Origin of the sequence: Mycobacterium yunnanensis (assembly GCF_025823185.1) — a bacterium.
In the GTDB taxonomy this organism is placed as follows: Bacteria; Actinomycetota; Actinomycetes; order Mycobacteriales; family Mycobacteriaceae; genus Mycobacterium; species Mycobacterium yunnanensis.
Map to the genome: position 1 here is coordinate 40,248 of NZ_JACKVK010000013.1, position 24,219 is coordinate 64,466.

Below are 24,219 nucleotides of genomic sequence, written 5' to 3' on the forward strand. Positions count from 1 at the left end.
TCCTGCGTCGAGCCGTTGCGTTGACCTGAAGGTAGTACCGGCGGTACCGCAAGAGTGGGTTTGGTGCGGGACGGTACAGGCCACTCGTAAACGTGACGCGAGTCACAACGGCCCTTCGAATCGTCGGTAGCCGAAGGGTGGCCAGGAACGGCCATTCGTGAGCCAATCAGTTCATGGCCAACTCCCCCGTGATCGTCAAGCTCGGCGCGAACATCGGCGCCCGCGTCGACGGCGTTCGACTGACCGGCGACCTGTCGGCGTCGACCGTCGAAGCGATCAACGCCGCCCTGCTCGAACACCAGGTGATCTTCTTCCGCGACCAGCACCACCTCGACGACGAAAGCCAACTCGACGTCGCCAGGGCGCTGGGCACGCCCACCATCGCGCACCCCACGGTGACCTCGCGTGGAGCCGACGTGCTGCCCATCGACTCGCGCTACGACAAGGCGAACTCCTGGCACACCGACGTCACCTTCGTCGACCGGATTCCCAAGGCGTCGCTGCTGCGGGCCATCACCCTGCCCTCCTACGGCGGCACCACGGCGTGGGCGTCGACCCGGGCGGCCTACGAGCAGCTGCCGCCACCGCTGGCCGCCCTTGCCGAGAACCTGTGGGCGATCCACACCAACGACTACGACTACGTCAAGGACTTCGCGGAGACCACCGCCGTCGACGACGAGAACGCCAGGACCACCCGGGAGTACCGCGAGGAGTTCGTCTCCGAGCGCTTCGAGACCGAGCATCCCGTGGTGCGCGTCCACCCCGAGACGGGACGGCGGGTGCTGCTGCTCGGGCACTTCGTCAAACGCTTCGTCGGGTTCGGCACCAACGAGTCGGCGGCCCTGCTGCAACTGCTGCAGGCCCGGGTGACCAAGCTGGAGAACACGATTCGGTGGAATTGGAGCCCGGGCGACCTGGCCATCTGGGACAACCGTCAGACGCAGCACTACGCGGTGTCCGACTACGACGACCAGTACCGTCGCCTGAGCCGGGTCACCCTGGCCGGTGACGTCCCGGTCGACGTCAACGGCACGCCCAGCCGCGTGATCACGGGCGACGCGTCGCACTACTCGGAGGTCGTGGCGCCGCCGCGTCTGGTCGCCGTACCGTAGGGGGATGGCCAGAACTCGCAACGACGACGCGTGCCCCGGTGCGCTCGCCGTTCATCAGGCTGCCGACGGCGCCCTGGCCAGGGTTCGACTCCCCGGCGGCATGATCGAGGCGCCACAGCTCGAGGCGCTGGCGCTGGCCGCGGCCCGGTTCGGTTCCCCGGCAATGGAACTGACCTCGCGCGGCAACGTGCAGATCCGTGGCATCACCGACGCCGACGCGCTGGCCGCGGCGATCGCCGAGGCCGGCCTGTTGCCGTCACCCACCCACGAGCGCGTGCGCAACGTCGTCGCGTCACCGCTGACAGGTCGCCGGGGCGGCGTCGCGGACGTGCGGGGCCTCGTCGGCGCCCTCGACGAGGCGATCCAAGCCGACGGCGCCTTGGCCGGCCTGCCGGGCCGGTTCATGTTCGCCCTCGACGACGGTCGCGGTGACGTGTCCGGACTTGGCGCCGACGTGGGCCTGCACTTCGTCGACGACGACACCGCAGCCCTGGTGGTGGCGGGGGTCGACACCGGCGTACGTACCCGTGACGGCGTGCCGCTGCTGGTCGAGGTGGCTCGGCGGTTCGCCGCGGTGCGCGGAACTGCCTGGCGGACGGCCGAACTCGACGACGTCGCCCCGCTGCTCGAGGGGTTGTCCCCCTCTGCCGAACCGGGTGCCACCTGGCCCCCCGTCACCCGTCCGCCAGTCGGTTGGCTTCAGCAGGACGACGGCCGGGTCACCCTCGGCGCCGCCGTGCCCCTCGGCGTTCTGCGGACCAGGGTCGCGGAGTACCTCGCGGCGGTCGGCTCCCCACTGGTGATCACGCCATGGCGGTCGGTGCTGGTGTTCGACCTCGACGAGGAGATCGCCGACACCGCCCTGCGGGTGCTCGCCCCACTGGGCCTGGTCTTCGACGAGCAGTCACCGTGGCTCGACGTCAGCTCCTGCACCGGCAGCCCGGGGTGTGCGCACTCCGCGGCCGACGTGCGGCGCGACGCCGCAGCGGCCGTCGCCGACGGGACCGCCGGTGTGCACCGGCACTTCGTGGGATGCGAGCGTGCCTGCGGAAGCCCCTCGACCGGGGAGGTCCTCGTCGCCACCGCGGACGGGTACGAACCGCGCCGCCCGTAGGGTGATCGGGTGCTCGACTACACCCGCGACGCCGCCGAGATCTACCGCCAGTCGTTCGCGATGATTCGCGACGAAGCCGATCTGGCACGGTTTCCCGACGACGTGTCACGCGTGGTGGTCCGGCTGATCCACACCTGCGGTCAGGTCGACGTCGCCCAGCACGTCGCGTTCAGCCCCGGCGTCGTCGACGCCGCCCACCGCGCTCTGGCGGGCGGGGCACCGGTGCTGTGCGACTCCTCGATGGTCGCCGCGGGCATCACCCGGTCACGGTTGCCCGCCGACAACGAGATCGTCTCGCTGGTCGCCGATCCGCGGGCGGCCGGCCTCGCCGCGACCATGGGCAACACGCGCTCCGCGGCCGGTGTCGACCTGTGGGCCGACCGGCTCGGTGGGGCCGTGGTCGCGATCGGCAACGCGCCGACCGCCCTGTTCCGTCTTCTCGAACTCATCGACGAGGGCGCGCCCGTACCCGCGGCGGTCCTGGGCGGCCCGGTCGGCTTCGTGGGATCCGCGCAGTCGAAGGACGAGCTGGTCGAGCGCCCCCGCGGGATGGACTACCTCGTCGTGACGGGTCGGCGCGGCGGCAGCGCGATGGCCGCGGCCGCCGTCAACGCGGTGGCCACCGAGCGCGAGTAGACAACACTGGACAAGTGTCTACTGGGCCGGTTACGTTCGGCCTCATGAGTGGGCCCATTCCACCGGCCGTCGTCATCCCCCGCAGTCCGGCCGACGTGACACCACGGTGGGTCGAATCCGTGCTCGCCACCGACGTCCGATCCGTCGACGTCACAGCCATCGGCACCGGTCAGACCGGGGCCACCTACCGGCTCGCGGTGCAGTACGCGACCGACCAGCCGTCGCTGCCCGGCACCTTCGCGATCAAGCTCTCGTCCCAGGACGACGCCGTCCGTGAGCGCGTCGCCCTCGGATACCGGTCCGAGTACGCCTTCTACACCGAGGTCGCCGACGTCGTCCGGGTCCCCATCCCCCGGCACTTCCACTGCGAGATCTCCTCCGACGGAGGCGATTTCGTGCTGGTGCTGGCCGACATGGCCCCTGCGGTACAGGGTGACCAGATCGCCGGGTGCGGGGCGGAGGAGGCACGGCTGGCCGTCCGCGCCCTGGCCGGTCTGCACGGCCCCACGTGGTGCGATCCACGGTGGCCCGCCTTCGAGGGTCTGGTGATGTCCGCGGCCACCGAGGACGCCATGCGGGGCCTCGGCGAGGTCGCCGTGCTGGCGGCTCAGATGACACTCGACCGGTTGGGGTCCCGGATGACGGCCGAGGACTGCGACACGATCACCGAGGCGATGTCGCTCGTCGGGCCGTGGCTGACGGGCACCCAGGACCGCTTCGCGTTGATGCACGGCGACTACCGCCTCGACAACCTCCTCTACACCCCCGACCGCCGTCACGTCACCGTGGTGGACTGGCAGACGCTGGGCGTCGGGCTGCCTGCCCGCGACCTGGCGTACTTCACCGGGACCAGCCTCGCACCTGAGCTCCGTGCGGTCGTCGAGCACGACCTGGTGGCCGCCTACTTCGCGGAGCTGTCCGGCTACGGCGTCGGCGACTACGGTCTCGACACGTGCTGGGAGGACTACCGCGTCGGCATGGTGCAGGTGCCGTTCCTGTCGGTGCTGGGCTGCGCGTTCTCGGTGTCCACCGAGCGCGGTGACGACATGATGCTGGTGATGATGCAACGCGGCTGCCAGGCCATCCGCGAGCTCGGCAGTCTGGACGCGGTCAGAGCGCTCTGACCCACGCCGCGGCGTCGTCGACGGTCGCGACGACCCGTACGTCCGGGGGTAGTGGGGGCCGCTGCACCATGATCACCGGGATTCCGAGGTCGGCGGCGGCGTCCACCTTGTCCCGCGTCATGTCGCCGCCGCTGTTCTTGGTCACCAGGGCGTCGATCCCGTTGTCGGACAGCAACCTTCGCTCGTCGTCGTAGTGGTACGGGCCACGGGAGAGCAGCAGCTGGTGTCGCGGCGGCAACTCGACGTCATCGGGCGGTGTGACCGCACGAATCAGGAACCACGCGTCGACGTCGGCGAACGCGGCGCTACCGGAGCGCCCGGTGGTCAGGAAGACCCGTCGCAAGCCGCTGCGGGCCACGACCTCGGCGGCCTCTACGTCGGAGCCAACCTGGATCGCCTCACCCGGTGGCCACGCGGGTCGGGCCAGCACGACGTGCGGCAGACGTTCCTCGCGGCACGCCCGCGCGGCGTTGGCGGTGATGCGCGCGGCGAACGGATGCGTGGCGTCGACGACGGCGGTGACACGCTGCTCGCGGAGCCACTGCCGCAACCCGTCGACTCCCCCGAAGCCGCCGACCCTGACCTCGCCCACCGGCAGCGCCGGATTCGGGACCCGCCCGGCGAGCGAACTGATCACCTCGACGTCAGGGGTCAGTTCGGCCGCCAGCGCCCGTGCCTCGGCGGTGCCGCCGAGTAGGAGCACCCGCATCAATGCCGGCTTCCGCGGCGCCGCCCCGACGAGTACAGGTAGCTGTCGGAGAAACCGTCGGCGGCCAACACGTCGCCGACGACGATGACGGCCGTGCGCGTGATCCCGGCGGAGTGCACCCGTTCGGCCAGCTCACCCAGAGTGCAGCGCAGCACCTGCTCCTGTGGCCAGGACGCGAATGCCACCACGGCACAGGGTGTTTCGGGCCCGTAACCACCGGCGAGCAGATCGGGCACGATGGCGTCGACCTGGGCAGCCGCGAGGTGGAGGACCAACGTGGCGCCGGGCGCCGACAGCGTCTGCAGATCCTCCCCCTCGGGCATCGCCGTCGACAGCGTCGCGACCCGGGTCAGGGTGACGGTCTGCGCGACACCGGGCACGGTCAGCTCGCGACCGAGGGCTGCCGCCGCGGCAGCGAAGGCGGGCACCCCCGGCACCACCTCGTAGTCGACGCCCGCCGCGTCGAGGCGGCGGCACTGTTCGGCCAGGGCGCTGTAGATCGAGGGGTCCCCGGAGTGCAGCCGCGCGACGTCCAAGCCGGCGGCGTGCGCGTCGGTGAGCTCGGTGACGATCTGCTCGAGCGTGAGCGGGCCGGTGTCGACCACCTTGGCGTCCGGCGGGCACAGTGCCAGCAGGTCGTCGGGCATGATCGAACCCGCGTAGAGGCATACCGGACACCGCTTCAGCAGCCGTTCGCCGCGGACGGTGATCAGGTCGGCCGCACCCGGTCCGGCGCCGATGAAGTACACGGTCACGGCTTGCTCACCACCCACTGGGTCACCGGCATGGCCGGGCGGAATCCGGTGAAGCCGCCCACGGGCTCACCGTGATAATGCTGAAAGCGGCGCAGCGTGCCGCCCAGGCGCGAATACCATTGCGAGACCACGGCTTCGGACTCCACGGTGACGACGTTGGCGACGAGGCGGCCACCCACCGGCAGGTGGTCGAAGCACCCTTCGAGGACCCCGGGCTGGGTGAGACCGCCGCCGACGAAGACCGCCGAGGGCTCGGGGGCACCGTCGAAGTGGGCCGGTGCCGCGCCGCGCACGTCGACCGCGACACCAAAGGCCACCGCGTTGCGCTCGACGCGGGCCCGGCGGGCGGCGTCGCGCTCGAAGGCGACCGCAGCACAACCGGATGCGCTGCGGCACCACTCGACGGCGATGCTCCCCGAACCGGAGCCGACGTCCCACAGCACCTCCCCGGGGCGGGGACCCAGCGCCGCGAGGGTGACCGCCCGCACCGACTGCTTGGTGATTTGACCGTCATGGGCGAACACGTCGTCGGGCAGCGCATGGGCGACCCGCTCGTCGGGCAGGTACCGAACCGCCATCACGTTGAGCTTGTCGACGTCCTGCGGCGGGCGGCCGGCCCACTCCCGGGCGGTAGCCGAGCGGCGACGTTCCAGGGGCCCCCCGAGTTGCTCGAGAACCGTCAGTTCGGAGTCGCCCCGGCCGGTCTCGGCGAGCAACCGCGCCAGCGCGGCGGGACTGTCGGCGTCGCGCGACAACACCACCGCCTGCCCTCCTCGCCGCACGGCGGTATGCGCGGGTGCGGTGACGAGGCTGATGATCTCGGTGTCCTGCACCGCCCAGCCGACCCGGGCGCACGCCAGCGTCACCGAGGACACGTGCGGCAGGACGGCCACTCGTTCGGAGCCGTACATGCGGATGAGGGTGTTTCCGATGCCGTGGAGCAGCGGGTCACCGCTGGCGACCACGTGCACGTCGTGACCCTCGTAGGCGTCGTCGAGCAGGGCGCGCAGGGCCGGCAGCAGCGGGGTCGGCCACGCCCGCCTGCGCGCCGAGACGGAGTCGTCGAGCAGGTCCAGTTGTCGCGGCGACCCGTAAACGACCGTGGCCCTTGACAGTTCGGTGCGGGATGCGGTGGACAGCCCGGACATTCCGTCGGCCCCTATCCCCACGACGACGATCATCGGGGCAACCTCCGCCACAGGGCCCGCGGCATCAGCCGGAAGGCCACGACGAGCGCGGCCAGCGACCGCGGCACCCAGATCTCGCTGCGCCCCTTGGCGAGTGCCTCCGCCGCCGCGGCAGCCACCTGCGCGGGAGTGCTCGACAGGGGCGCGGGAGACATACCCTCGGTCATCCGTCCGACGACGAAGCCGGGGCGCACCAGCAGCAGCCGGACCCCAGAGCCGTGCAGGGCGTCGGCCAAGCCGCGGGCGAATGCGTCGAGACCCGACTTCGCCGAGCCGTACACGTAATTGGCTCGCCGAGGACGGACGCCGGCCACCGACGAGAACACCACGATCGCGCCGGTCCCCGCGGACTTCATGGTCGCCGCCAACGTCGTCAGAAGACTGACCTGTGCGGTGTAGTCGGTGTGCACGATCGCGGCGGCGTGTGCCGGGTCGCGTTCGGCGCGGGCTTGGTCACCGAGGATCCCGAAGGCGACCACCGCGGTGGCGATGGGGCCGAATTCGGCGACCAGGGAGTCGACGAGGGGGGCGTGCGAATCGAGGGCGTCGGCGTCGAATTCCCGGACGTGGACCGCCACCGCCCCGGCCGCCGCGACGGCCGCGACTTCATCGGAGAGCCGGTCGCTGCCGCGAGCCGCCAACACCACCGTCGCACCGGGCGCGAGTCTGGTCGCGAGCTCGATCCCGATCTCGCTGCGTCCGCCGAAAACGACTACCAGGCGGTTGTCCGCCGTGTCCTCCATGGGAGCGATTATGTCCTGCGCTAGGTTGGACACCGATGGCGAAGGCGACTACCCGACTGACGAACGACGCGTTGGCGTTCCTGACCGAACGACATCTCGCCATGCTGACCACCTTGCGATCGGACAATTCCCCCCACGTGGTGGCCGTCGGATTCACCTTCGACCCCAAGACTCACATCGCCCGGGTCATCACCACGGGTGGCTCGCAAAAGGCCGTGAACGCCGATCAGCGTGGGGTGGCCGTGCTCAGCCAGGTGGACGGCGCGCGGTGGCTGTCGCTGGAGGGTAGCTCGACGGTGAGCGCCGAACCGGAGGCCGTGCGCGACGCCGAGCTTCGCTACGCCCAGCGCTACCGGACACCGCGGGTCAACCCCCGGCGGGTGGTCATCGAGGTCCGGATCGAGCGGGTGCTCGGATCGTCTGAATTGCTGGATCGCGGGCACGACGACTGACGGGTATGTCGTTGCCACTGGCACCCTCACCCTCATTCACAGCGAGGACGGTCTCCCGGGCTGAGCGCGCGACGGTAGTGGAGTGGTCCGCGTGCAGCATCGCGGATCTGGGCAGCGAACCCGGTTAATCGCTGCGCCAGGCGACAGCTGCGCAGCGCCTACCACTAGCCTCTGACACTTCTGGGAGTTTGGGCGGGGTTGTCCACAGTGCGGCATTCATCCACAGAATGCTTGTCGGAGAACAGTTTTCGTCAGACCCCCGGCCTAGACTGGACTCATGTTCGACGACCTCGTCAACGCGACGGCCGGCACCAGCGGTGCTGGAGCGGTCTCGGCCTGGACGCGGACGGAATCCGCCGCCTGTGCCCGCAAGGTCGCGGCGATGGCCGCCATGCTCGAGCACGTCTACGCCCAGTCCGGGTCGGCCGATCGAGACCAATGGTGCCTGGACAACTTCGACGCCGTCGCCGCCCACATCGGCGCCGCACAGAACATCACCCCCGGGGCGGCGTTCCACCAACTGTTGACTTCCGTCGCGCTGCACGAGCGGTTCCCCAAGGTTGCCGCGGTGTTCGCCCAAGGCCTCATCACCTATGCGTTGGTGAAGACCGTGGTGCACCGCGGTGCCCTGGTCGTCGATCCGGATGCCCTGCGGAGGCTGGATGCCCTGCTGGCCGAGGCGTTCGCGGACTGGGAGCCGCGGTCGGTGGACAAGACGGAAAAGGCCATCGACTTCTTCGTCCACCAGGTCGACCCGCAGGCCCTCCGACGGGACGAGACCAAGGCACGGGGTCGCTCCGTCGACGTCAGGATCGAGGAGGACGGCAGCGGGATGGCCACCATCTTGGCCACCCTGTTCGCCCACGACGCCAAGGCGTTCCAGACCCGGCTCAAGAACCTGGCCGCCACCGTCTGCCCGGGCGACCCCCGAACCGCCGACCAACTCCGCGCCGACGCCATCGGCGCCGTCGGAACCGACCGCATGGCGTGCCTGTGCGGCAACGACGACTGCGCGGCCGCCCAGAACCCGCCCGCCACCGGCGTGGTGGTGTACGTGATCGCCAGTGACGAGACGCTGGCTGAGCCGACAGAGACGTCCGACTCCGAGCCGCCCGCGCCGAGGCCCGAGACGCCCGCACCGCCACCGGACACCCTCGTGGAAACCGGCGAATCCATCGCGGCCGACGAGTGCGCCGCTATCGACGGGGTAGAGCCACGCCTCTTCGACAAGCCCCTGCGTGACCTCACCCTTACCGAGTTGATGACCCCAACCCCCGGACGGCTGGCCAAGCTGCGGCCCGCGGCATTGATGGGCGGCCAATTCCTCCCTGGTGCGATCGCGTGCCGGGCCGCCATCGGTGCGACCATCACCTCAATCGTGCACCCAGGACAGGCCCCACCAGAGAACCGATACCGACCGTCGAAGAAGCTGGCTGACTTCATCCGCTGCCGCGACATGACATGCCGCTTCCCTGGCTGCCGCGTACCTGCGACCAATTGCGACGTGGACCATACGATTCCGTGGCCACACGGACCGACTGCAGCGTCCAACCTCAAGTGCGTCTGCCGTCGACACCACCTGCTCAAGACCTTCTGGGGTGGCGAGAACGGTTGGCGCGACAGGCAACTCGACGACGGCACCGTCATCTGGACCGCACCGGACGGACTGGAGTACGTCACCACGCCGGCCAGTCGCCTGCTGTTCCCCGAACTGTCCAGACCCACCGCCACGGTGAGGGTGCGCGACGTCCCAGCGAGCCACACCGCAGGCCTCACCATGCCGCGGCGCAAGAACACCCGCGCCCAAGACCGCGCCGACCGCATCCGGCTCGAACGAGAGGCGCCGCCAATGGATTAGACGGGAACGACCACGAGATCGCGGGGCTGATCGTTGACGGACAGCGCACCGTCACTGGTGACGATCACGATGTCCTCGATTCGGGCACCCCACGAGCCGGGAAAGTAGATGCCGGGCTCGATGCTGAAGGCCATGCCCTCTTCCAGCGGCAGATCGTTGCCAGCGACGATGTAGGGCTCCTCGTGCACCGACAGCCCGATGCCGTGCCCGGTGCGGTGCACGAAGGCGTCCGCCAGGCCCTCGGCGGCGAGGACGTCACGCGCCGCGGCGTCGATCTGTTCCGCGGTGACGCCCGGGCGAACCACGGCCACCGCCGCCTGCTGGGCCCGCTGCAGAACCGCGTACCGACCGGCCACGTCGTCGGCTGGCTGGCCGATGCTGTAGGTCCGCGTCGAATCCGAATTGTAGCCGGGCTCATACGGTCCGCCGATGTCCACGACCACCACGTCGCCTGCCTGCAGCACGCGGTCGGAGCACTCGTGATGCGGATCGGCGCCGTTGGGTCCCGACCCGACGATGATGAAGGCCACGTCCGAATGCCCCTCGGCGACAATGGCTTCGGCGATGTCGGCCGCGACGTCGGCCTCGCTGCGCCCCGGCACCAGGAACTCGGGCACCCGCGCGTGCACGCGGTCGATCGCCGCCCCCGCCTTGCGTAGCGCGTCGACCTCCGCCGCATCCTTGATCATCCGCAGCCGCCGCAGCACCGCGGTCGCCAGCACCGGCACCGTGCCCAACACCTCGGCCAGCGGCAGCAGATGCAGCGCAGGCATTGCGTCGGTCACCGCCGTGGCGACCGGACCCCCGCCGAACACCTCGGCGACCATGGCGTACGGATCCTCACCGTCCACCCAATCCCGAACGCGCAGGCCCAGTTCCATCACCGCGGAATCCTTCAGCGCCGCCAGCTCCATACGAGGAACCACCACCGTCGGCTCACCGTCGACTGGCAGCACCAATGACGTCAGCCGCTCGAAGGTCTGTGCCCGCGATCCGACCAGGTAGCGCAGGTCGTAGCCGGGCGTGACGACCAGCCCGGCCAAGCCTGCGTCGGCGGTCGCAGCCGTCGCCGCCCGCAAGCGTTCCCCGTACACGTCCGTGCCGAATCTGCCGGTGTCCATGCGTCGAGGTTAATCGGCGCGCCGATACGTGGCGACCTCGATCAGGTTGCCGTCCGGGTCACGGCAGTAGTGCGACGTCATCGACCCCAGCGCGCCGGTCTTCGTCACCGGTCCCTGCGTCACCTCCACGCCGCACGCGCGCAGATGCTCCCCGACCGCGGCGGCCTCGGCGTCGACCACGAAGCACAAATCCAACGCGCCGGGAGCGTCGAGGGCCCCGGTCTCCCAGTTCGGCGCGCCCGTCGGGCGGACGTTGAGCTTCTGCGAGCCGAACCGCAACGCTATTCGGCCCTCGCCAAAGTCCTCGCGCGTCATGCCGAGCACGCGGACGTACCAGTCCACGGTGCGGTCGACGTCGGTGGTGTTGACGACGACGTGATCGATGCGGTCCACGGACAAGCCCATGGCTCCATCAATACCGCACGCTACTGTCAATCGGTGCCGACTCCACCCGTCCTTCTCCTCGACGGCGCCAGCATGTGGTTCCGGTCCTTCTTCGGGGTTCCGTCCTCGATCACCGCCCCCGACGGACGCCCCGTCAACGCGCTGCGCGGCTTCCTCGACGCCGTCGCCACGGTGGTCGCCAACCACCGTCCCGGACGGCTGGTGGTGTGCCTGGACCTCGACTGGCGGCCACAGTGGCGAGTCGACCTCATTCCGTCGTACAAGGCGCACCGGGTGGAGGAGGAACGCGCCGCCGGTGAACCAGACGTCGAAGAGGTACCCGACGAGCTCACGCCCCAGGTCGACATGATCATGGCCATGCTCGACGCGTTCGGCATCGCCACCGCCGGCGCACCGGGATTCGAAGCCGACGACGTCCTCGGCACGCTGGCCGCCCGGGAGCGCGTCGACCCCGTCGTCGTGGTCAGCGGGGACCGCGACCTCCTGCAACTCGTCGCCGACGAACCCGTCCAGGTCAGAGTGCTCTACATCGGCCGCGGACTGGCCAAGGCGACGCTCTTCGGCCCCGGTGAGGTGTCCGACCACTACGGGGTGCCGCTGGCGCGGGCCGGCGCCGCCTACGCCGAACTGGCCCTGCTGCGCGGTGACCCGTCCGACGGCCTGCCCGGTGTCGCGGGCATCGGCGACAAGACGGCGTCGACTCTTCTCGCGCAGTACGGCTCACTGGAGGAGATCATGGCCGCGGCCGGCGACCCGTCGTCGAAGATGCCTGCCGCGCAACGCAAGAAGCTCTCGGCTGCCACGGACTACGTCGCGGCGGCGGAGAAGGTGGTCCGGGTGGCCACCGACGCGGAGGTCACCTTGTCGACCGAGTCGGACGTGCTGCCGCTGACTGCGCGAGACCCGCGCCGCGTCGCCGAACTCGCGGGCGAATACGGCGTCACCTCGTCGGTCGGCCGCCTTCAAAAGGCGCTCGACGGCCTGCCGTCGCGGTAGGCGCTAGCGCGGTCTGCCGACCTCGTAGGTTCCGCTGTCGTCCTGGAACGTCACCGTGACCTGGCGCTTCGTACCGTCGATGCTGACCTCGCAGTCGAACGTCCCGCCCTTGACGACCTTCGGGTTGGCGCCGTTGTTGCAGCTGACGTCCTGGACGTTCTTGGCGCCGTAGCCGTTGGTCGAGTCGCTGAGGATCTGTTGCACACCCGACTGAGCGGCCTTCACGTCGAGGTTGGTGGTCATGAAGAAGCCCGGCTTCCAGAATCCGAGGATTCCGACGACCACGATGACGACGGCCACCAGGGCACCCACCACGCCGAGGACGAGACCCTTGGACTTCTTGGATCCCGCGTCGGTCGACGAGTAGGGCGAGAACTGCTGATTCGGGTCGTACTGGCCGTATTGCGGCTGGCCGTACTGCGGGGGCTGACCGTACTGCGGCTGCTCTCCGTATTGCGGCGGCTGCCCGTACTGCGGCGGCTGCGGGTACGACGACGGGCCGTACGCGGTCGGCTGCTGGCCGTACTGGTCGGGCTGCTGGTACTGCGGTTGACCATAGGTGGGCTGCTGGTACTGCGGCTGCCCGCCGTACGCCGGCGGCTGCTGGCCGTAGGCCGGAGGCGGCTGACCCCAGGGCGACTGTTCCGGTTGCGGCTGTTCGGGGGCCTGTGGCTGCCACGCAGGATCGGCCGGCTGCTGACCCGCCCACGGGTGGGTGGGATCGGATCCCTGGGGTCCACTCATCGTCTCTCCTTGGTTCCGTCTACCGTCGACATCGAAACGCCTGCCACACACTACCCCGCGTCGACGGCCACGACGCCGCGCCGAATGGCCTCGATCGCGCGTTTCGCCGACGTCCTCGACGCCGGTGTGGGAGCGGCATTTCGCACCTGGTCGAGCAGATCGAGCACCTGGCGGCACCACCGCACGAAATCGCCTGCCGACAAAGGCGATCCACTGCCCGAGGCGTCGGATGCCGCCAAGGACGCCGACAGATCACCCGTGGTCGCCCAGCGGTGGACGGCGGCCACGAAACCTGAGTCCGGTTCACGACTCGCCGGCAGACGATGCTGCTGTTCCTCTGCGCGAATCTCCGACCACGACCGGCGAGTCTGCGCCAGCGCCCTCCGCATACCGGGCGTCGCGCCCTCGACAACCGCTGACGCACCCGGAGTGTCGCCACGGGACTCGAACAACACCGCTGACACCACCCCCGCCAAGTCGGCGGGGTCGAGTCCGTCCCAGGTGCCACTGCGCAGACACTCCGCGACCAGCAGATCGCTCTCGCTGTAGATGCGCGAGAGCAGCCGCCCGTCGTCGGTGACCTTCAGATCCCCGTTGGACGTCCGCTCGATGTAGCCACGGCCGATGAGCAACAACACGATTCGGTCGAACGTGCGGGCCAGCGAGTTGGTCGCCGCGTTGACCTTCTTCTGGATGTCGGCGTTGTCGCGCTCGATGCGCAGGAACCGCTCGGCCTCCCGGACCCGTTCGTCACGGTCGGCGAGGTGGTGGGCGGGATGGGCCTTCAGCTGCTCACGCAGGCCGGCGAGCTCGGGATCGACGTCGTGTTCCCGATCCTGGCCCGGCTGACCACGTTTGGGCCGCCCGGCGGGCACGGGCAGTGCGGCGGCGGCCGAACGCAACGCCGAGGCGACGTCACGACGCACCCGGGGTTGGCGATGCTCGACGCGCTTGGGCAGTGTCATCGACCCCACCCGTAGCGAGGATCCCGAGAAGTCGGTCGACGAGATGCGGCCCGCCCAGCGGTCTTCGGTGAGAACCAGCGGCCGGGGGTCGTCGCGATCGCCGGCCGGCTCGAGGACGACCGCCAGCCCACCGCGGCGGCCCTGTCCGATGGTGATGATGTCACCGCGACGCAACGCCGCCAGCGCGTCGTTGGCCGCCTGCCTGCGCTGCACCCGCGAGGCCCGCGACTGCGCGCGTTCGCGGTCGGCGATGGTGGCGCGCAGCCGTGCGTAGGCGAGGATCGGGGCGTCGCGACCGCCGAATCGTGCGGCGATCTCGTCCATCATCTTCTCCCCGCGGGTCACCCCGCGGACCAGACCGACGACGGAGCGGTCCGCCTGATACTGCGCGAACGACCGCTCCAACAGTCGATGGGCCTGCTTGGGGCCCATGTGGTTGGTCAGGTTGATCGTCATGTTGTACGAGGGGGCGAAGGAACTGCGCAGGGGGAACGTTCGGGTCGACGCCAGCCCGGCGACGTCGGCGGGTTCGACGTCGGGATGCCAGAGCACCACCGCATGACCTTCGACGTCGATGCCGCGGCGACCGGCCCGTCCCGTCAGCTGGGTGTACTCCCCCGGTGTGAGCGGGGCGTGCTGCTCGCCGTTGAACTTGACCAGCCGTTCCAGCACGACGGTCCGCGCGGGCATGTTGATGCCCAGAGCCAGTGTCTCCGTGGCGAACACGGCCTTGACCAAGCCGGCGGTGAACAACTCCTCCACGGTGTGGCGGAACACCGGCAGCAATCCCGCGTGATGTGCGGCGATGCCACGGAGCAACCCCTCCCGCCACTCGTAGTACCCGAGGACCACCAGGTCGGCGTCGTCGAGCTCGGCGCAGCGTCGGTCGATCACCTCGGCGATGCGGGCGCGCTCGGCGTCGTCGGTGAGACGCAGGGAGGACCGAAGGCACTGCTTGACCGCCGCGTCGCAGCCGGCTCGGGAGAACACGAACGTGATCGCCGGCAACAGACCCTCGTGGTCGAGGACCCCGATGACGTCGGGTCGTGACGGCGGGCGGTAGATGGTGGGCCGACCACCACCGGAGTGCCGATGACCGTCGCGCCCGCGGCCCTGCCTGCCACGCGGCTGCCAGTCCGAGAGCCGGTCGGCCTCCCGCCGGTGCGAGATGTGACGGATGAGCTCGGGGTCGACGAGGCTGCGGTCGCCGGTCACCTCCGCGCCCTCGAACAGGTCGAACAACCGCTTGCCGACCATCATGTGCTGCCACAGCGGAACGGGCCGGTGCTCGTCGACCACGACCGTGGTGTCACCGCGCACCGTCTGAATCCAGCCGCCGAACTCCTCGGCGTTGCTCACCGTCGCCGACAGGCTGACCAGCCGCACGTCCTCGGAGAGGTGCAGGATGACCTCCTCCCACACGGCACCGCGCATGCGGTCGGCCAGGAAGTGCACCTCGTCCATGACGACGTGCGAGAGACCCTGCAACGCATCGGAGTTCGCGTAGAGCATGTTGCGAAGCACTTCGGTGGTCATGACGACGATCGGGGCGTCGCCGTTGAGGTTCTGGTCACCGGTCAGCAGTCCGATGCGCTCGGCGCCGTAGCGCTGCACCAGGTCGTTGTGCTTCTGGTTGCTCAGCGCCTTGATCGGCGTGGTGTAGAAGCACTTTCGGCCCGCGGCCAGGGCGAGGTGCACCGCGAACTCCCCCACCACGGTCTTGCCCGCGCCGGTGGGGGCGCAGACCAGGACACCGTGGCCGTTCTCCAGCGCCTGGCAGGCGCGGATCTGGAACGGGTCGAGGCTGAATGGCAATCCCGCGGCGAAGTCGTCGAGCTGCGGTGTGTCAGGTGGCTTGGTCATCGATGCCCAGCCGCGACGGGGTCGGCACCGCACTGGGCGCCTCGATCGACTCAGCCGCGCCGATCGGAGCCGCCTCGTCGTCGGGTATCTCCTCCTGCGCCGCCCGGCGCGCCTTGCGCTTGTCGTTGAAGCGCGCGATCTGGATCGCGAACTCGAGCAGCAGGGACAGCGCGAGCGCCAGGGCGAGCATCGAGAAGGGGTCCGAGCCAGGTGTGGCGAACGCGGCGAAGACGAACAACCCGAAGATCAGACCGCGCCGCCACGACCTCAACTTCTCGTACGGCAGCATGCCGACGAGATTGAGCATCACGATCAGCAGCGGGAATTCGAAGCTGATGCCGAACACCAGCAGCAGGTTGATCAGGAAGCCGAAGTACTGGTCGCCGTTGAGCGCGGTGATCTGCACGTCGCTGCCGACGGTGAGCAGGAAGGCCAACGCCTGGGACAGCACCACGTAGGCGAGGATCGCGCCGGTGACGAACAGCGCCGCGCCGAAGCACACGAAGACCGAGGCGAATCGGCGTTCCCTTTGGTAGAGCCCGGGGGTGATGAACGCCCACAATTGCTGCAGCCACACCGGGCAAGCCAGGACGACACCAGCGGTCAGCGCCACCTTGAAGCGCAGCATGAACTGGTCGAACGGGGCCGTCGCGAGCAACCGGCATTGCCCGTCGGGAGCGATGTCGGCGCGGGCGGACGCCGGCAGTGAACAGTACGGCGCGCGGAGCCAGTCACCGAGGCTGGGCAACCCGAAGAACGAGTGGGTGTACCAGATGAAGCCGAAGACCGTGGTCACGAGGATTGCCGCCACCGCGATGAGCACGCGATTGCGCAACTCGTGGAGGTGGTCGACCAACGACATGGTGCCGTCGGGATTGGCTTGCGATCGCCGACGACGGGGATCGAGCCGCTTGAGGATTTCGGGAGTGCGCACGAGAGATTTGGACGCCAATTACTGGCGCTGCCTCGCGGCGCGCCGGGGGTAGGAGCCGATCAGGCCGGTCGCTGCTCGGTGGAGTGGGGCGCAGGCGCCGGCGACGGCTCGACCCGCTCCGAGGAAATCTGCGTCGGCGACGCTGCGGGCTTCGCCGCCTCGTCGTCCTTGCCGTCGGACTGCATTTCCTTGATCTCGGACTTGAAGATTCGCATCGACTTGCCCAGCGACCGCGCGGCGTCTGGAAGCTTCTTCGCACCGAACAGCAGAACGAACACCGCGATGACGATCAACCAGTGCCACGGTTGTAGACCACCCAATTTGGACACCTCCAAGTGTTGCGGACGAGTCTACCCGTCCTCGTTGCGGCCTAGCGCTTCGTAGGCCTCGAGCGCGGCCGCCGCCGAGTCCCGGACCCGGTCGGCCAACGCCCGCGGTTCCAGTATGCGCACCGCCGAACCGAAGCCGAGGACCAGGCGCACCATCCACCCCTCCGAGGCGTAGGTCAGCGCCGCCTCGACCGAACCGTCGGCATGCTCGTGCACTACCCGCAGCGGGTAGTAGTCGAACATCCACGCCGCCGACCGGTCGATCAGCAGCGTCGCCGCAGGCAGCGACGGGTCGGCGTCGAACAGCGAGGTGTCCGGGCCGGCGGCCACCGCGGGCTCCGGCGGGGCGGACCGTTCGTCAAGCACCCGCGCGTCGACGATGCGGTCGAACCGGAAGAGTCGCACCGCGTCGGCCGTGCGGCACCACGCCTCGAGGTAGGTGTGGTCGGCGACCAGCACCACCCGGATCGGGTCGACGACGCGGGTCGACAGCGTGTCGTGGCTGGCCGAGTAGTAGTCGATCGAGAGCGCGCGGCCGTCGCGCACCGCGCCCCGCACCGCGGCGGCAATCCCACTCTCGATGGGAGCGGGCTCGTCGACCGCGGCGTCGGCACCCTCCCGCGCCCCGGTGGCAGTGCCCGCGGCGGATTCGATCTTCGCGATCGCGCTGCGGGCGGCCTCGGGGTCGACGATGCCGGGCACCTCGAGCAGGGCCCGCAGGGCCACTAGGATGCCGGTTGCCTCGGGCGAGGTCAGGCGCAGCGGGTGATCCATGCCTGCGGAGAACGTGACGTCGATGGTGTCGCCGGAGAATTCGAAGTCGATCAGGTCACCGGGGCCGTACCCGGGAAGTCCGCACATCCACAGCTGGTCGAGATCCTGCGTGAGTTGCGTTTCGGTGACGCCGAGTTCGGCGGCGGCCTCGGCCCGGGTGATCCGCGGGTTGGCCTGAAAGTACGGAACCATGTTCAGCAGCCGGACCAGCCGCGTGGAGACGCTACTCACGTCACGCCACCTCCGCCTGCGCCCGCAGCCGCGCCACCACGTTCTCCCGCAACGAGGCCGGCTCCAGGACGACGGCGTCGGCCCCACAGCTCGCGACGTCACGGGCCAGCTGATCCTCCCGACCGACGTCGACGGCGATCTCGTCACCGGCGCGTCCGCCCATCGTGCGCGGCGTCGTGGTGACGGCTTGGCGCCGCAGCGCGGTGCCGCGGCCCTCGGCGACCCACACCCGGGCCTCCGCGCTCACCGGCGCGTCGGCGACGGTGACGGCTTGACGCACGATCTGACGCAGGTCGACGCCGTCGGGCCTGCGCACCGCGTGCCGCGGTCCGATCGCGCGCACGTCGGCGTCGATGCGGGACAGCCGGAAGGTTCGAGTGGCCTCCCGGGTGCGGTCGTGGCCCACCAGATACCAGCGGCCGCGGTAGGTGATGACACCCCAGGGCTCGACGGTGCGTTCGGTGTAGGGGTCGCTGCGCGAGGCCCGATGCTTGAACTGCACGGCCTGCCCAGAGTCGATCGCCGCCAACAGAATTCCCAGCACGTCCTCCGAGCCGCGCAACCCCGGTAGCGCCGCGGTGGTGGTGATGGCGACCGCCGACTCCGGTGCGTCGACGTCCACCCCGGCGGCCCGCAGCTTCAGCAGCGCACCCTGGGTGGCCGTCACCATCTCCGGGGACTCCCACAGCTGGGTGGCCATGGCGACGGCGGCGGCCTCGTCGGCGGTCAACTCCACCGGCGCCAGCGCGTAGGCCTCCCGGTTGATGCGGTACCCCTCGGTGGGGTCCAATACCGACACCCGGCCCGTCTCGAGGGGTATGCCGAGGTCGCGCAATTCGTTCTTGTCCCGCTCGAACATTCGCGAGAAGGCTTCGTCGCTGGGGCTCTCGGCGTACCCGGAAACCGTCTCGCGGATGCGCTCGGCCGTGATGTACGAACGGGTCGACAGCAACGCGATGACGAGGTTCATCAGGCGTTCGACTTTGGAGATCCCCACCCGGCGAGCTTAATGCCGACCGGGCCCTCACCCGGTCGCCGGCTGCCCGCGGGTCTACATGCTGGCGATGAGTCGTTTCACGCGTTCGTCGACTGCGCGGAACGGGTCCTTGCACAGCACCGTGCGCTGCGCTTGATCGTTGAGCTTCAGATGCACCCAGTCGACGGTGAAGTCCCGGCCGGCGGCCTGCGCGGCACTGATGAACTCCCCGCGCAGCTTGGCCCTGGTGGTCTGCGGCGGTTCGTCGACCGCCGCGTCGATGTCCTCGTCGGTGGTGATCCGCGCAGCCAGACCCTTGCGCTGCAGCAGATCGAACACCCCACGACCGCGCTTGATGTCGTGGTAGGCCAGGTCGAGCTGGGCGATCTTGGGGTCGGAGAGTTCCATGTCGTAGCGGTCCTGATACCGCTCGAACAGCTTCTTCTTGATGACCCAGTCGACCTCGGTGTCGACCTTGGCGAAGTCCTGGCTCTCCACGGCGTCGAGCTGCCTCCCCCAGAGGTCGACGACCTGCTCGATCTGGGCGTTGGGCTCGCGGGTCTGAAGGTGTTCGACGGCGCGGCTGTAGTACTCCCGCTGGATGTCCAGGGCACTGGCTTGGCGACCGCCGGCGAGGCGCACCGGGCGTCGACCGGTCAGGTCGTGGCTGACCTCGCGGATCGCGCGGATCGGATTGTCGAGCGAGAAGTCCCGGAACGGCACGCCCGCCTCGATCATCTCGAGCACCAGCGCGGCGGTGCCCACCTTCAGCATCGTGCTGGCCTCGCACATGTTGGAGTCGCCGACGATGACGTGCAGGCGGCGATACTTCTCGGCGTCGGCGTGCGGCTCGTCGCGGGTGTTGATGATGGGCCTGCTGCGGGTGGTTGCGCTGGAGACGCCCTCCCAGATGTGCTCGGCACGTTGACTGAGGCAGAACGTGGCCGCCTTGGGGGTCTGCAGCACTTTGCCCGCGCCACAGATCAATTGGCGGGTGACCAGGAACGGAAGCAGGACGTCGGAGATTCGGGAGAACTCGCCGGCGCGGACGATCAGGTAGTTCTCGTGGCAGCCGTAGGAGTTGCCCGCCGAGTCGGTGTTGTTCTTGAAGAGGTAGATGTCGCCCCCGATGCCCTCGTCGGCCAGGCGCTGTTCGGCGTCGACGAGGAGGTCCTCCAACACGCGCTCACCTGCGCGGTCGTGGGTGACGAGCTGGATGAGGCTGTCGCATTCGGCGGTCGCGTACTCCGGGTGGCTGCCCACGTCGAGGTACAGCCGGGCACCGTTGCGAAGGAACACGTTGGAGCTACGCCCCCAGGACACCACGCGCCGGAACAGGTAGCGGGCCACCTCGTCGGGAGACAACCTTCGGTGACCGTGAAACGTGCACGTCACACCGAATTCGGTCTCAATGCCCATGATTCGCCGCTGCACGTAGTCGAGCTTACGGGTTGTGCGTACTACACGGGGTGACCATTGGCTTAGGCGTCGCCCCGGGACGCTACGGTAGGGCCAAACACGAGGAGGATCTGATGGGTTTCAACCCCCGAGACGCGATCGAATCGGTCAAGGACATCGCCACCAACGCCGTCGAACGGTCGGCGGACATCGTCGACAGCGCCGGTCACATCCTCAAGGGCGACGTGTCGGCCGGCGTGGAGGGCATCGTGTCCAGCTCGATGCACATCGCCACCCACGCGGCCGACAAGATCAAGGAAATCGCCACCGGTCGCGGTGAGGACTTCGACGAGATCGACTAGGACTCCTCCACCGGGAGCAGTGCCTCCAGCGCCGAGCCCGTGATGCGGCGGAACGCACGCCGCGGGCGGCTGGCGTCGAGGATGGCGATCTCCAGCGTGGCCGGACCCAACGTGCGGGACTCGGTGCCGTTGCCCGCGGCCGCCGCGATACCCGACTTCAAGGCGTCCACGGCGATCTTGACCGCTTCGCTCAGGCTGGCGTTCTCGGTGAACGAGTCGTTCAACGCCGTGGTGATCGGCTCCGTGGAGCCGCCCATCACGACGAAGTGCGGCTCGTCGGCGATGGAGCCGTCGTAGGTGATGCGGTACAGCTCAGGGTGTTTGACCTCCCCGAAGTGCGCCACCTCGGCCACGCACAGCTCGACCTCGTAGGGCTTGGCCTGCTCGGTGAAGATGGTGCCCAGGGTCTGGGCGTACACGTTGGCGAGCTGACGGCCCGTGACGTCGCGGCGGTCGTACGCGTAACCCCGGGTGTCGGCGAACTGGATGCCACCGCGGCGCAGGTTGTCGAACTCGTTGAACCGGCCGACCGCGGCGAACCCGACCCGGTCGTAGAGCTCGGAGACCTTCTGCAGCGATCGTGACGGGTTCTCCGCCACGAAGAGCACCCCGCCCGAATAGGCCAGCACGATGACGCTGCGGCCGCGGGAGATGCCCTTGCGTGCGAGCTCGGACCGCTCGCGCATCGCCTGCTCAGGGGAGATGAAGTACGGAAAGCTCACAGCTCAACGGTCCCCTCGTCGATGCCGAAAGACTCGTCGCGAGAACGTCTTTCGATGACCTCGCGGGCCAGTGCGGCGATACGTTCCTTCGTGACCTCGACCGCGCCCTCGGCGTCGATGACCACCGCCGTCGGGTAGATGCCGCGCGCCAGGTCGGGACCACCCGTCGCCGAATCGTCGTCGGCCGCGTCGTAGAGCGCCTCGACGGCGGCCGCCAACGCGGAGTCGGCGTCGGTCACCCGGGAGTAGAGCTTCTTGATCGACGACTTCGCGAAGATCGAGCCCGACCCCACCGACTGGTAACCCTCCAATTCGACGTTCCAGCCACCGGCGGCGTCGAAGGACACGATGCGTCCGGCGCCCTCGGGGTTCGGATCGTCGAGGTCGTAACCCACCAGAAGGGGCAGGGCGACGAAGCCTTGCAGCGCGGCACCGAGGTTGCCGCGCACCATGATCGCCAGCCGGTTGACCTTGCCCGCGAAGGTCAGGGCGACGCCCTCGACCTTCTCGTAGTGCTCGAGTTCCACGGCGTAGAGCCGGGCGAATTCGACGGCGATGGCGGCGGTGCCTGCGATGCCGGTCGCGGTGTAGTCGTCGGTGACGTGAATCTTCTGGACGTCGCGGCCGGCGATGATGTTGCCCTGCGTCGACCGGCGGTCACCGGCGATGAGGACGCCGCCGGGGAACTTGATCGCCACGATCGTGGTGCCGTGCGGGAGTGCGTCGCCAACCGTGACGTCACCCGGGCGGCTCACGGGCAGCAGATGCGGGGACTGCCTGCGCAACAATTCGAAGAACGACGAGCCGTCAGCAGACATCGACGACGGTGAGGTGCCAAGACTCATGGGTAGGGATGACGGCCGATCGTTGTGCGGCCAGGTCACTGTCCGCCCTTTTGGACGTACGCACGCACGAAGTCCTCGGCGTTCTCCTCGAGCACGTCGTCGATCTCGTCGAGCAGATCGTCGGTCTCCTCGGAGAGCTTCTCGCGACGCTCCTGGCCAGCCGCGCCGCTGCCGGTGGGATCGTCCTCGTCGCCACCGCCACCACCACGCTTGGTCTGCTCCTGAGCCATCGCTGCCTCCTGCTCGTGTCAATCCCCGCCAGTTCCATCACACTACCGGTCGGGGTCTGGATTGCCCGTCGTCAGGTCGTGAGCTGCTCGACGAGTTCGGCTGCGCTGTCCACCGAATCGAGCAACGCCCCGACGTGGGCCTTGCTTCCCCGTAGCGGCTCCAGGGTCGGAATGCGCACCAGCGAATCCCCGCCGAGGTCGAAGATCACCGAATCCCAGCTGGCCGCCGCGATGTCCGCGCCGAACCGGCGAAGGCACTCACCGCGGAAGTACGCCCGGGTGTCGGTGGGCGGGTTGTCGACGGCGTCGATCACCTGCTGTTCGGTGACGAGGCGCTTCATCGACCCGCGCGCGACCAGTCGGTTGTAGAGGCCCTTGTCGAGCCGCACGTCGGAGTACTGCAGGTCCACCAGGTGCAGCCGCGGGGCCGACCAGCCCAGGTTCTCCCGTTGCCGGAAGCCCTCCAGCAGCCGCAGCTTGGCGGGCCAGTCGAGGATCTCCGCGCACTCCATCGGGTCGCGCTCGAGCAGGTCCAGCACCGTCGCCCACGTCTCGAGCACCTTCGTCGCCGACGGGTCGGGGTCGCGGGCGTCGACCAGCTTGGCCACCCGGTCGAGGTAGATCCGCTGCAGCGCAAGCGCGGTCAATTCGCGACCGTCGGTGAGGGCGACGGTGGCCCGGAGCGACGGATCGCGGCTCACGACGTGCACGGCGTGCACGGGTCGCGCCAGCGCGAGGTCGGAGAGGTCCAGGCCGTGCGCCGGGCCCTCCTCGATGAGGTCGAGCACCAGCGAGGTGGTGCCCACCTTGAGATAGGTCGAGGTCTCCGCGAGGTTCGCGTCGCCGATGATGACGTGCAGGCGGCGGTACTTGTCGGCATCGGCGTGGGGCTCGTCGCGGGTGTTGATGATGCCGCGCTTCAGCGTGGTCTCGAGGCCGACCTCCACCTCGATGTAGTCGGCGCGCTGGGTCAGCTGGAAACCGGGCTCGTCACCGGCAGGACCGATGCCGACGCGGCCCGAGCCGGTGACGACCTGACGCGACACCAGGAACGGGGTAAGACCGGCGATGACGGCGGAGAACGGGGTCTGCCGACTCATCAGGTAGTTCTCGTGGGTGCCGTACGAGGCGCCCTTGCCGTCCACGTTGTTCTTGTAGAGCTGCAGCCTGGCCGCACCTGGCACGCTGGCGACGTGCCGCGCGGCCGCCTCCATGACCCGCTCGCCGGCCTTGTCCCAGATGACGGCGTCCAGCGGATCGGTCACCTCGGGGGCGGAGTACTCCGGGTGCGCATGGTCGACGTAGAGCCGAGCGCCGTTGGTCAGGATCATGTTGGCCGCACCGACCTCGTCGGCGTCCACGATCGGCGGCGGCCCGCTGGCCCGGCTCAGGTCGAAGCCGCGCGCGTCGCGCAGCGGAGATTCGACCTCGTAGTCCCATCGGGTCCGCTTCGCCCGCTGGATGCCCGCGGCTGCCGCATACGCCAGCACGGCCTGCGTCGACGTGAGGATCGGATTGGCGGTCGGATCGGACGGCGATGAGATGCCGTATTCGACCTCGGTACCGATGATCCGTTGCATGTGCTCAGCGTAGGGGAAGGCCCCTGGTTGCCAGGCGGGCACCCGAGTTGGTCA

25 protein-coding genes are annotated in these 24,219 nt (G+C 69.3%); 8 read left to right on the plus strand and 17 right to left on the minus strand.

Going from position 1 to position 24,219, the window contains the following annotated elements:
- The first annotated feature begins 173 nt into the window (after positions 1-173).
- Genes H7K45_RS23850 through H7K45_RS23865 form a run of 4 tightly spaced genes read left to right on the plus strand, consistent with a single transcriptional unit; the run spans position 174 to position 3,986 of the window.
- Positions 174-1,112: a TauD/TfdA dioxygenase family protein gene (locus tag H7K45_RS23850; protein WP_263998528.1), complete on the plus strand. Its 939-nt coding sequence runs from the start codon at positions 174-176 to the stop codon at positions 1,110-1,112.
- 4 nt (positions 1,113-1,116) lie between these two features.
- The gene (gene cobG, locus H7K45_RS23855; RefSeq protein ID WP_263998529.1) at positions 1,117-2,226 is read left to right on the plus strand and encodes a precorrin-3B synthase; all 1,110 of its coding nucleotides are present in this window, start codon (positions 1,117-1,119) and stop codon (positions 2,224-2,226) included.
- A 9-nt stretch (positions 2,227-2,235) separates the two neighbouring features.
- Positions 2,236-2,862, plus strand: a complete 627-nt coding sequence (locus H7K45_RS23860) for a precorrin-8X methylmutase (protein WP_263998530.1) — start codon at positions 2,236-2,238, stop codon at positions 2,860-2,862.
- A 44-nt stretch (positions 2,863-2,906) separates the two neighbouring features.
- Positions 2,907-3,986 (plus strand): phosphotransferase family protein, encoded by a 1,080-nt coding sequence (locus H7K45_RS23865; RefSeq protein WP_263998531.1) that lies wholly within the window; start codon positions 2,907-2,909, stop codon positions 3,984-3,986.
- Here H7K45_RS23865 and H7K45_RS23870 read toward each other — a convergent pair.
- From H7K45_RS23870 to dprE2, 4 genes are read right to left on the minus strand one after another with little or no spacing between them, the layout of a single operon-like run.
- Entirely contained in the window at positions 3,973-4,695 is a 723-nt protein-coding gene (locus H7K45_RS23870) for a cobalt-precorrin-6A reductase (RefSeq protein WP_263998532.1), read from the minus strand. The genes H7K45_RS23865 and H7K45_RS23870 overlap by 14 nt on opposite strands.
- Positions 4,695-5,450: a precorrin-4 C(11)-methyltransferase gene (cobM, locus tag H7K45_RS23875; RefSeq protein ID WP_263998533.1), complete on the minus strand. Its 756-nt coding sequence runs from the start codon at positions 5,448-5,450 to the stop codon at positions 4,695-4,697. The genes H7K45_RS23870 and cobM overlap by 1 nt, the downstream gene beginning before the upstream one ends.
- Positions 5,447-6,631: a precorrin-6y C5,15-methyltransferase (decarboxylating) subunit CbiE gene (cbiE, locus tag H7K45_RS23880; RefSeq protein ID WP_263998534.1), complete on the minus strand. Its 1,185-nt coding sequence runs from the start codon at positions 6,629-6,631 to the stop codon at positions 5,447-5,449. Before cbiE ends, cobM begins: the two co-directional genes overlap by 4 nt.
- Positions 6,628-7,380, minus strand: coding sequence for a decaprenylphospho-beta-D-erythro-pentofuranosid-2-ulose 2-reductase (dprE2, locus tag H7K45_RS23885; RefSeq protein WP_263998535.1), 753 nt, complete (start codon positions 7,378-7,380; stop codon positions 6,628-6,630). The genes cbiE and dprE2 overlap by 4 nt, the downstream gene beginning before the upstream one ends.
- A gap of 35 nt (positions 7,381-7,415) precedes the next feature.
- Between dprE2 and H7K45_RS23890 the strand changes: the two genes are divergently transcribed.
- Both H7K45_RS23890 and H7K45_RS23895 read left to right on the plus strand, forming a co-directional pair.
- The gene (locus H7K45_RS23890; protein WP_263998536.1) at positions 7,416-7,832 is read left to right on the plus strand and encodes a F420-dependent biliverdin reductase; all 417 of its coding nucleotides are present in this window, start codon (positions 7,416-7,418) and stop codon (positions 7,830-7,832) included.
- 277 nt (positions 7,833-8,109) lie between these two features.
- On the plus strand, positions 8,110-9,690 hold the full coding sequence (locus H7K45_RS23895) for an HNH endonuclease signature motif containing protein (RefSeq protein ID WP_263998537.1): 1,581 nt from the start codon (positions 8,110-8,112) through the stop codon (positions 9,688-9,690).
- Here the strand turns inward: H7K45_RS23895 and H7K45_RS23900 are convergent.
- Together H7K45_RS23900 and H7K45_RS23905 are read right to left on the minus strand one after the other, a co-directional pair.
- Positions 9,687-10,811 (minus strand): M24 family metallopeptidase, encoded by a 1,125-nt coding sequence (locus H7K45_RS23900; RefSeq protein WP_263998538.1) that lies wholly within the window; start codon positions 10,809-10,811, stop codon positions 9,687-9,689. The genes H7K45_RS23895 and H7K45_RS23900 overlap by 4 nt on opposite strands.
- Positions 10,812-10,820: 9 nt before the next feature.
- On the minus strand, positions 10,821-11,216 hold the full coding sequence (locus H7K45_RS23905) for a VOC family protein (RefSeq protein WP_263998539.1): 396 nt from the start codon (positions 11,214-11,216) through the stop codon (positions 10,821-10,823).
- 33 nt (positions 11,217-11,249) lie between these two features.
- On the opposite strand from H7K45_RS23905, the gene H7K45_RS23910 reads away from it, so the two are divergent.
- Positions 11,250-12,212, plus strand: coding sequence for a 5'-3' exonuclease (locus tag H7K45_RS23910; RefSeq protein WP_263998540.1), 963 nt, complete (start codon positions 11,250-11,252; stop codon positions 12,210-12,212).
- Between the two features lie 3 nt (positions 12,213-12,215).
- Here the strand turns inward: H7K45_RS23910 and H7K45_RS23915 are convergent, their stop codons facing one another.
- From H7K45_RS23915 to pafA, 7 genes are read right to left on the minus strand one after another with little or no spacing between them, the layout of a single operon-like run.
- Positions 12,216-12,956, minus strand: coding sequence for a DUF4333 domain-containing protein (locus H7K45_RS23915; RefSeq protein WP_263998541.1), 741 nt, complete (start codon positions 12,954-12,956; stop codon positions 12,216-12,218).
- 50 nt (positions 12,957-13,006) lie between these two features.
- Positions 13,007-15,784 (minus strand): DEAD/DEAH box helicase, encoded by a 2,778-nt coding sequence (locus H7K45_RS23920; RefSeq protein ID WP_263998542.1) that lies wholly within the window; start codon positions 15,782-15,784, stop codon positions 13,007-13,009.
- Positions 15,768-16,718, minus strand: coding sequence for a twin-arginine translocase subunit TatC (gene tatC, locus H7K45_RS23925; RefSeq protein ID WP_263998544.1), 951 nt, complete (start codon positions 16,716-16,718; stop codon positions 15,768-15,770). Before tatC ends, H7K45_RS23920 begins: the two co-directional genes overlap by 17 nt.
- A gap of 59 nt (positions 16,719-16,777) precedes the next feature.
- On the minus strand, positions 16,778-17,038 hold the full coding sequence (gene tatA / locus H7K45_RS23930; RefSeq protein ID WP_263998545.1) for a Sec-independent protein translocase subunit TatA: 261 nt from the start codon (positions 17,036-17,038) through the stop codon (positions 16,778-16,780).
- 30 nt (positions 17,039-17,068) lie between these two features.
- Positions 17,069-18,052, minus strand: coding sequence for a helix-turn-helix transcriptional regulator (locus H7K45_RS23935; RefSeq protein WP_263998546.1), 984 nt, complete (start codon positions 18,050-18,052; stop codon positions 17,069-17,071).
- 1 nt (position 18,053) lies between these two features.
- On the minus strand, positions 18,054-19,049 hold the full coding sequence (locus H7K45_RS23940) for a helix-turn-helix transcriptional regulator (protein WP_263998547.1): 996 nt from the start codon (positions 19,047-19,049) through the stop codon (positions 18,054-18,056).
- A 54-nt stretch (positions 19,050-19,103) separates the two neighbouring features.
- A complete protein-coding gene (gene pafA, locus H7K45_RS23945; protein WP_263998548.1) occupies positions 19,104-20,462 on the minus strand; it encodes a Pup--protein ligase in 1,359 nt (452 codons plus the stop codon).
- Positions 20,463-20,560: 98 nt separating this feature from the next.
- Between pafA and H7K45_RS23950 the strand changes: the two genes are divergently transcribed.
- Positions 20,561-20,788 (plus strand): Rv1893 family protein, encoded by a 228-nt coding sequence (locus H7K45_RS23950; protein ID WP_263998549.1) that lies wholly within the window; start codon positions 20,561-20,563, stop codon positions 20,786-20,788.
- Here the strand turns inward: H7K45_RS23950 and prcA are convergent.
- The 4 genes from prcA to dop all read right to left on the minus strand — a co-directional run bounded on the left by prcA (position 20,785) and on the right by dop (position 24,165).
- Entirely contained in the window at positions 20,785-21,510 is a 726-nt protein-coding gene (gene prcA, locus H7K45_RS23955) for a proteasome subunit alpha (RefSeq protein ID WP_263998550.1), read from the minus strand. The genes H7K45_RS23950 and prcA overlap by 4 nt on opposite strands.
- Positions 21,507-22,394, minus strand: coding sequence for a proteasome subunit beta (prcB, locus tag H7K45_RS23960; protein WP_372512630.1), 888 nt, complete (start codon positions 22,392-22,394; stop codon positions 21,507-21,509). Before prcB ends, prcA begins: the two co-directional genes overlap by 4 nt.
- Positions 22,391-22,585, minus strand: a complete 195-nt coding sequence (locus H7K45_RS23965) for a ubiquitin-like protein Pup (protein ID WP_263998552.1) — start codon at positions 22,583-22,585, stop codon at positions 22,391-22,393. Before H7K45_RS23965 ends, prcB begins: the two co-directional genes overlap by 4 nt.
- 71 nt (positions 22,586-22,656) lie before the next feature.
- Entirely contained in the window at positions 22,657-24,165 is a 1,509-nt protein-coding gene (gene dop / locus H7K45_RS23970) for a depupylase/deamidase Dop (RefSeq protein ID WP_263998553.1), read from the minus strand.
- Between the last annotated feature and the right edge of the window lie 54 nt (positions 24,166-24,219).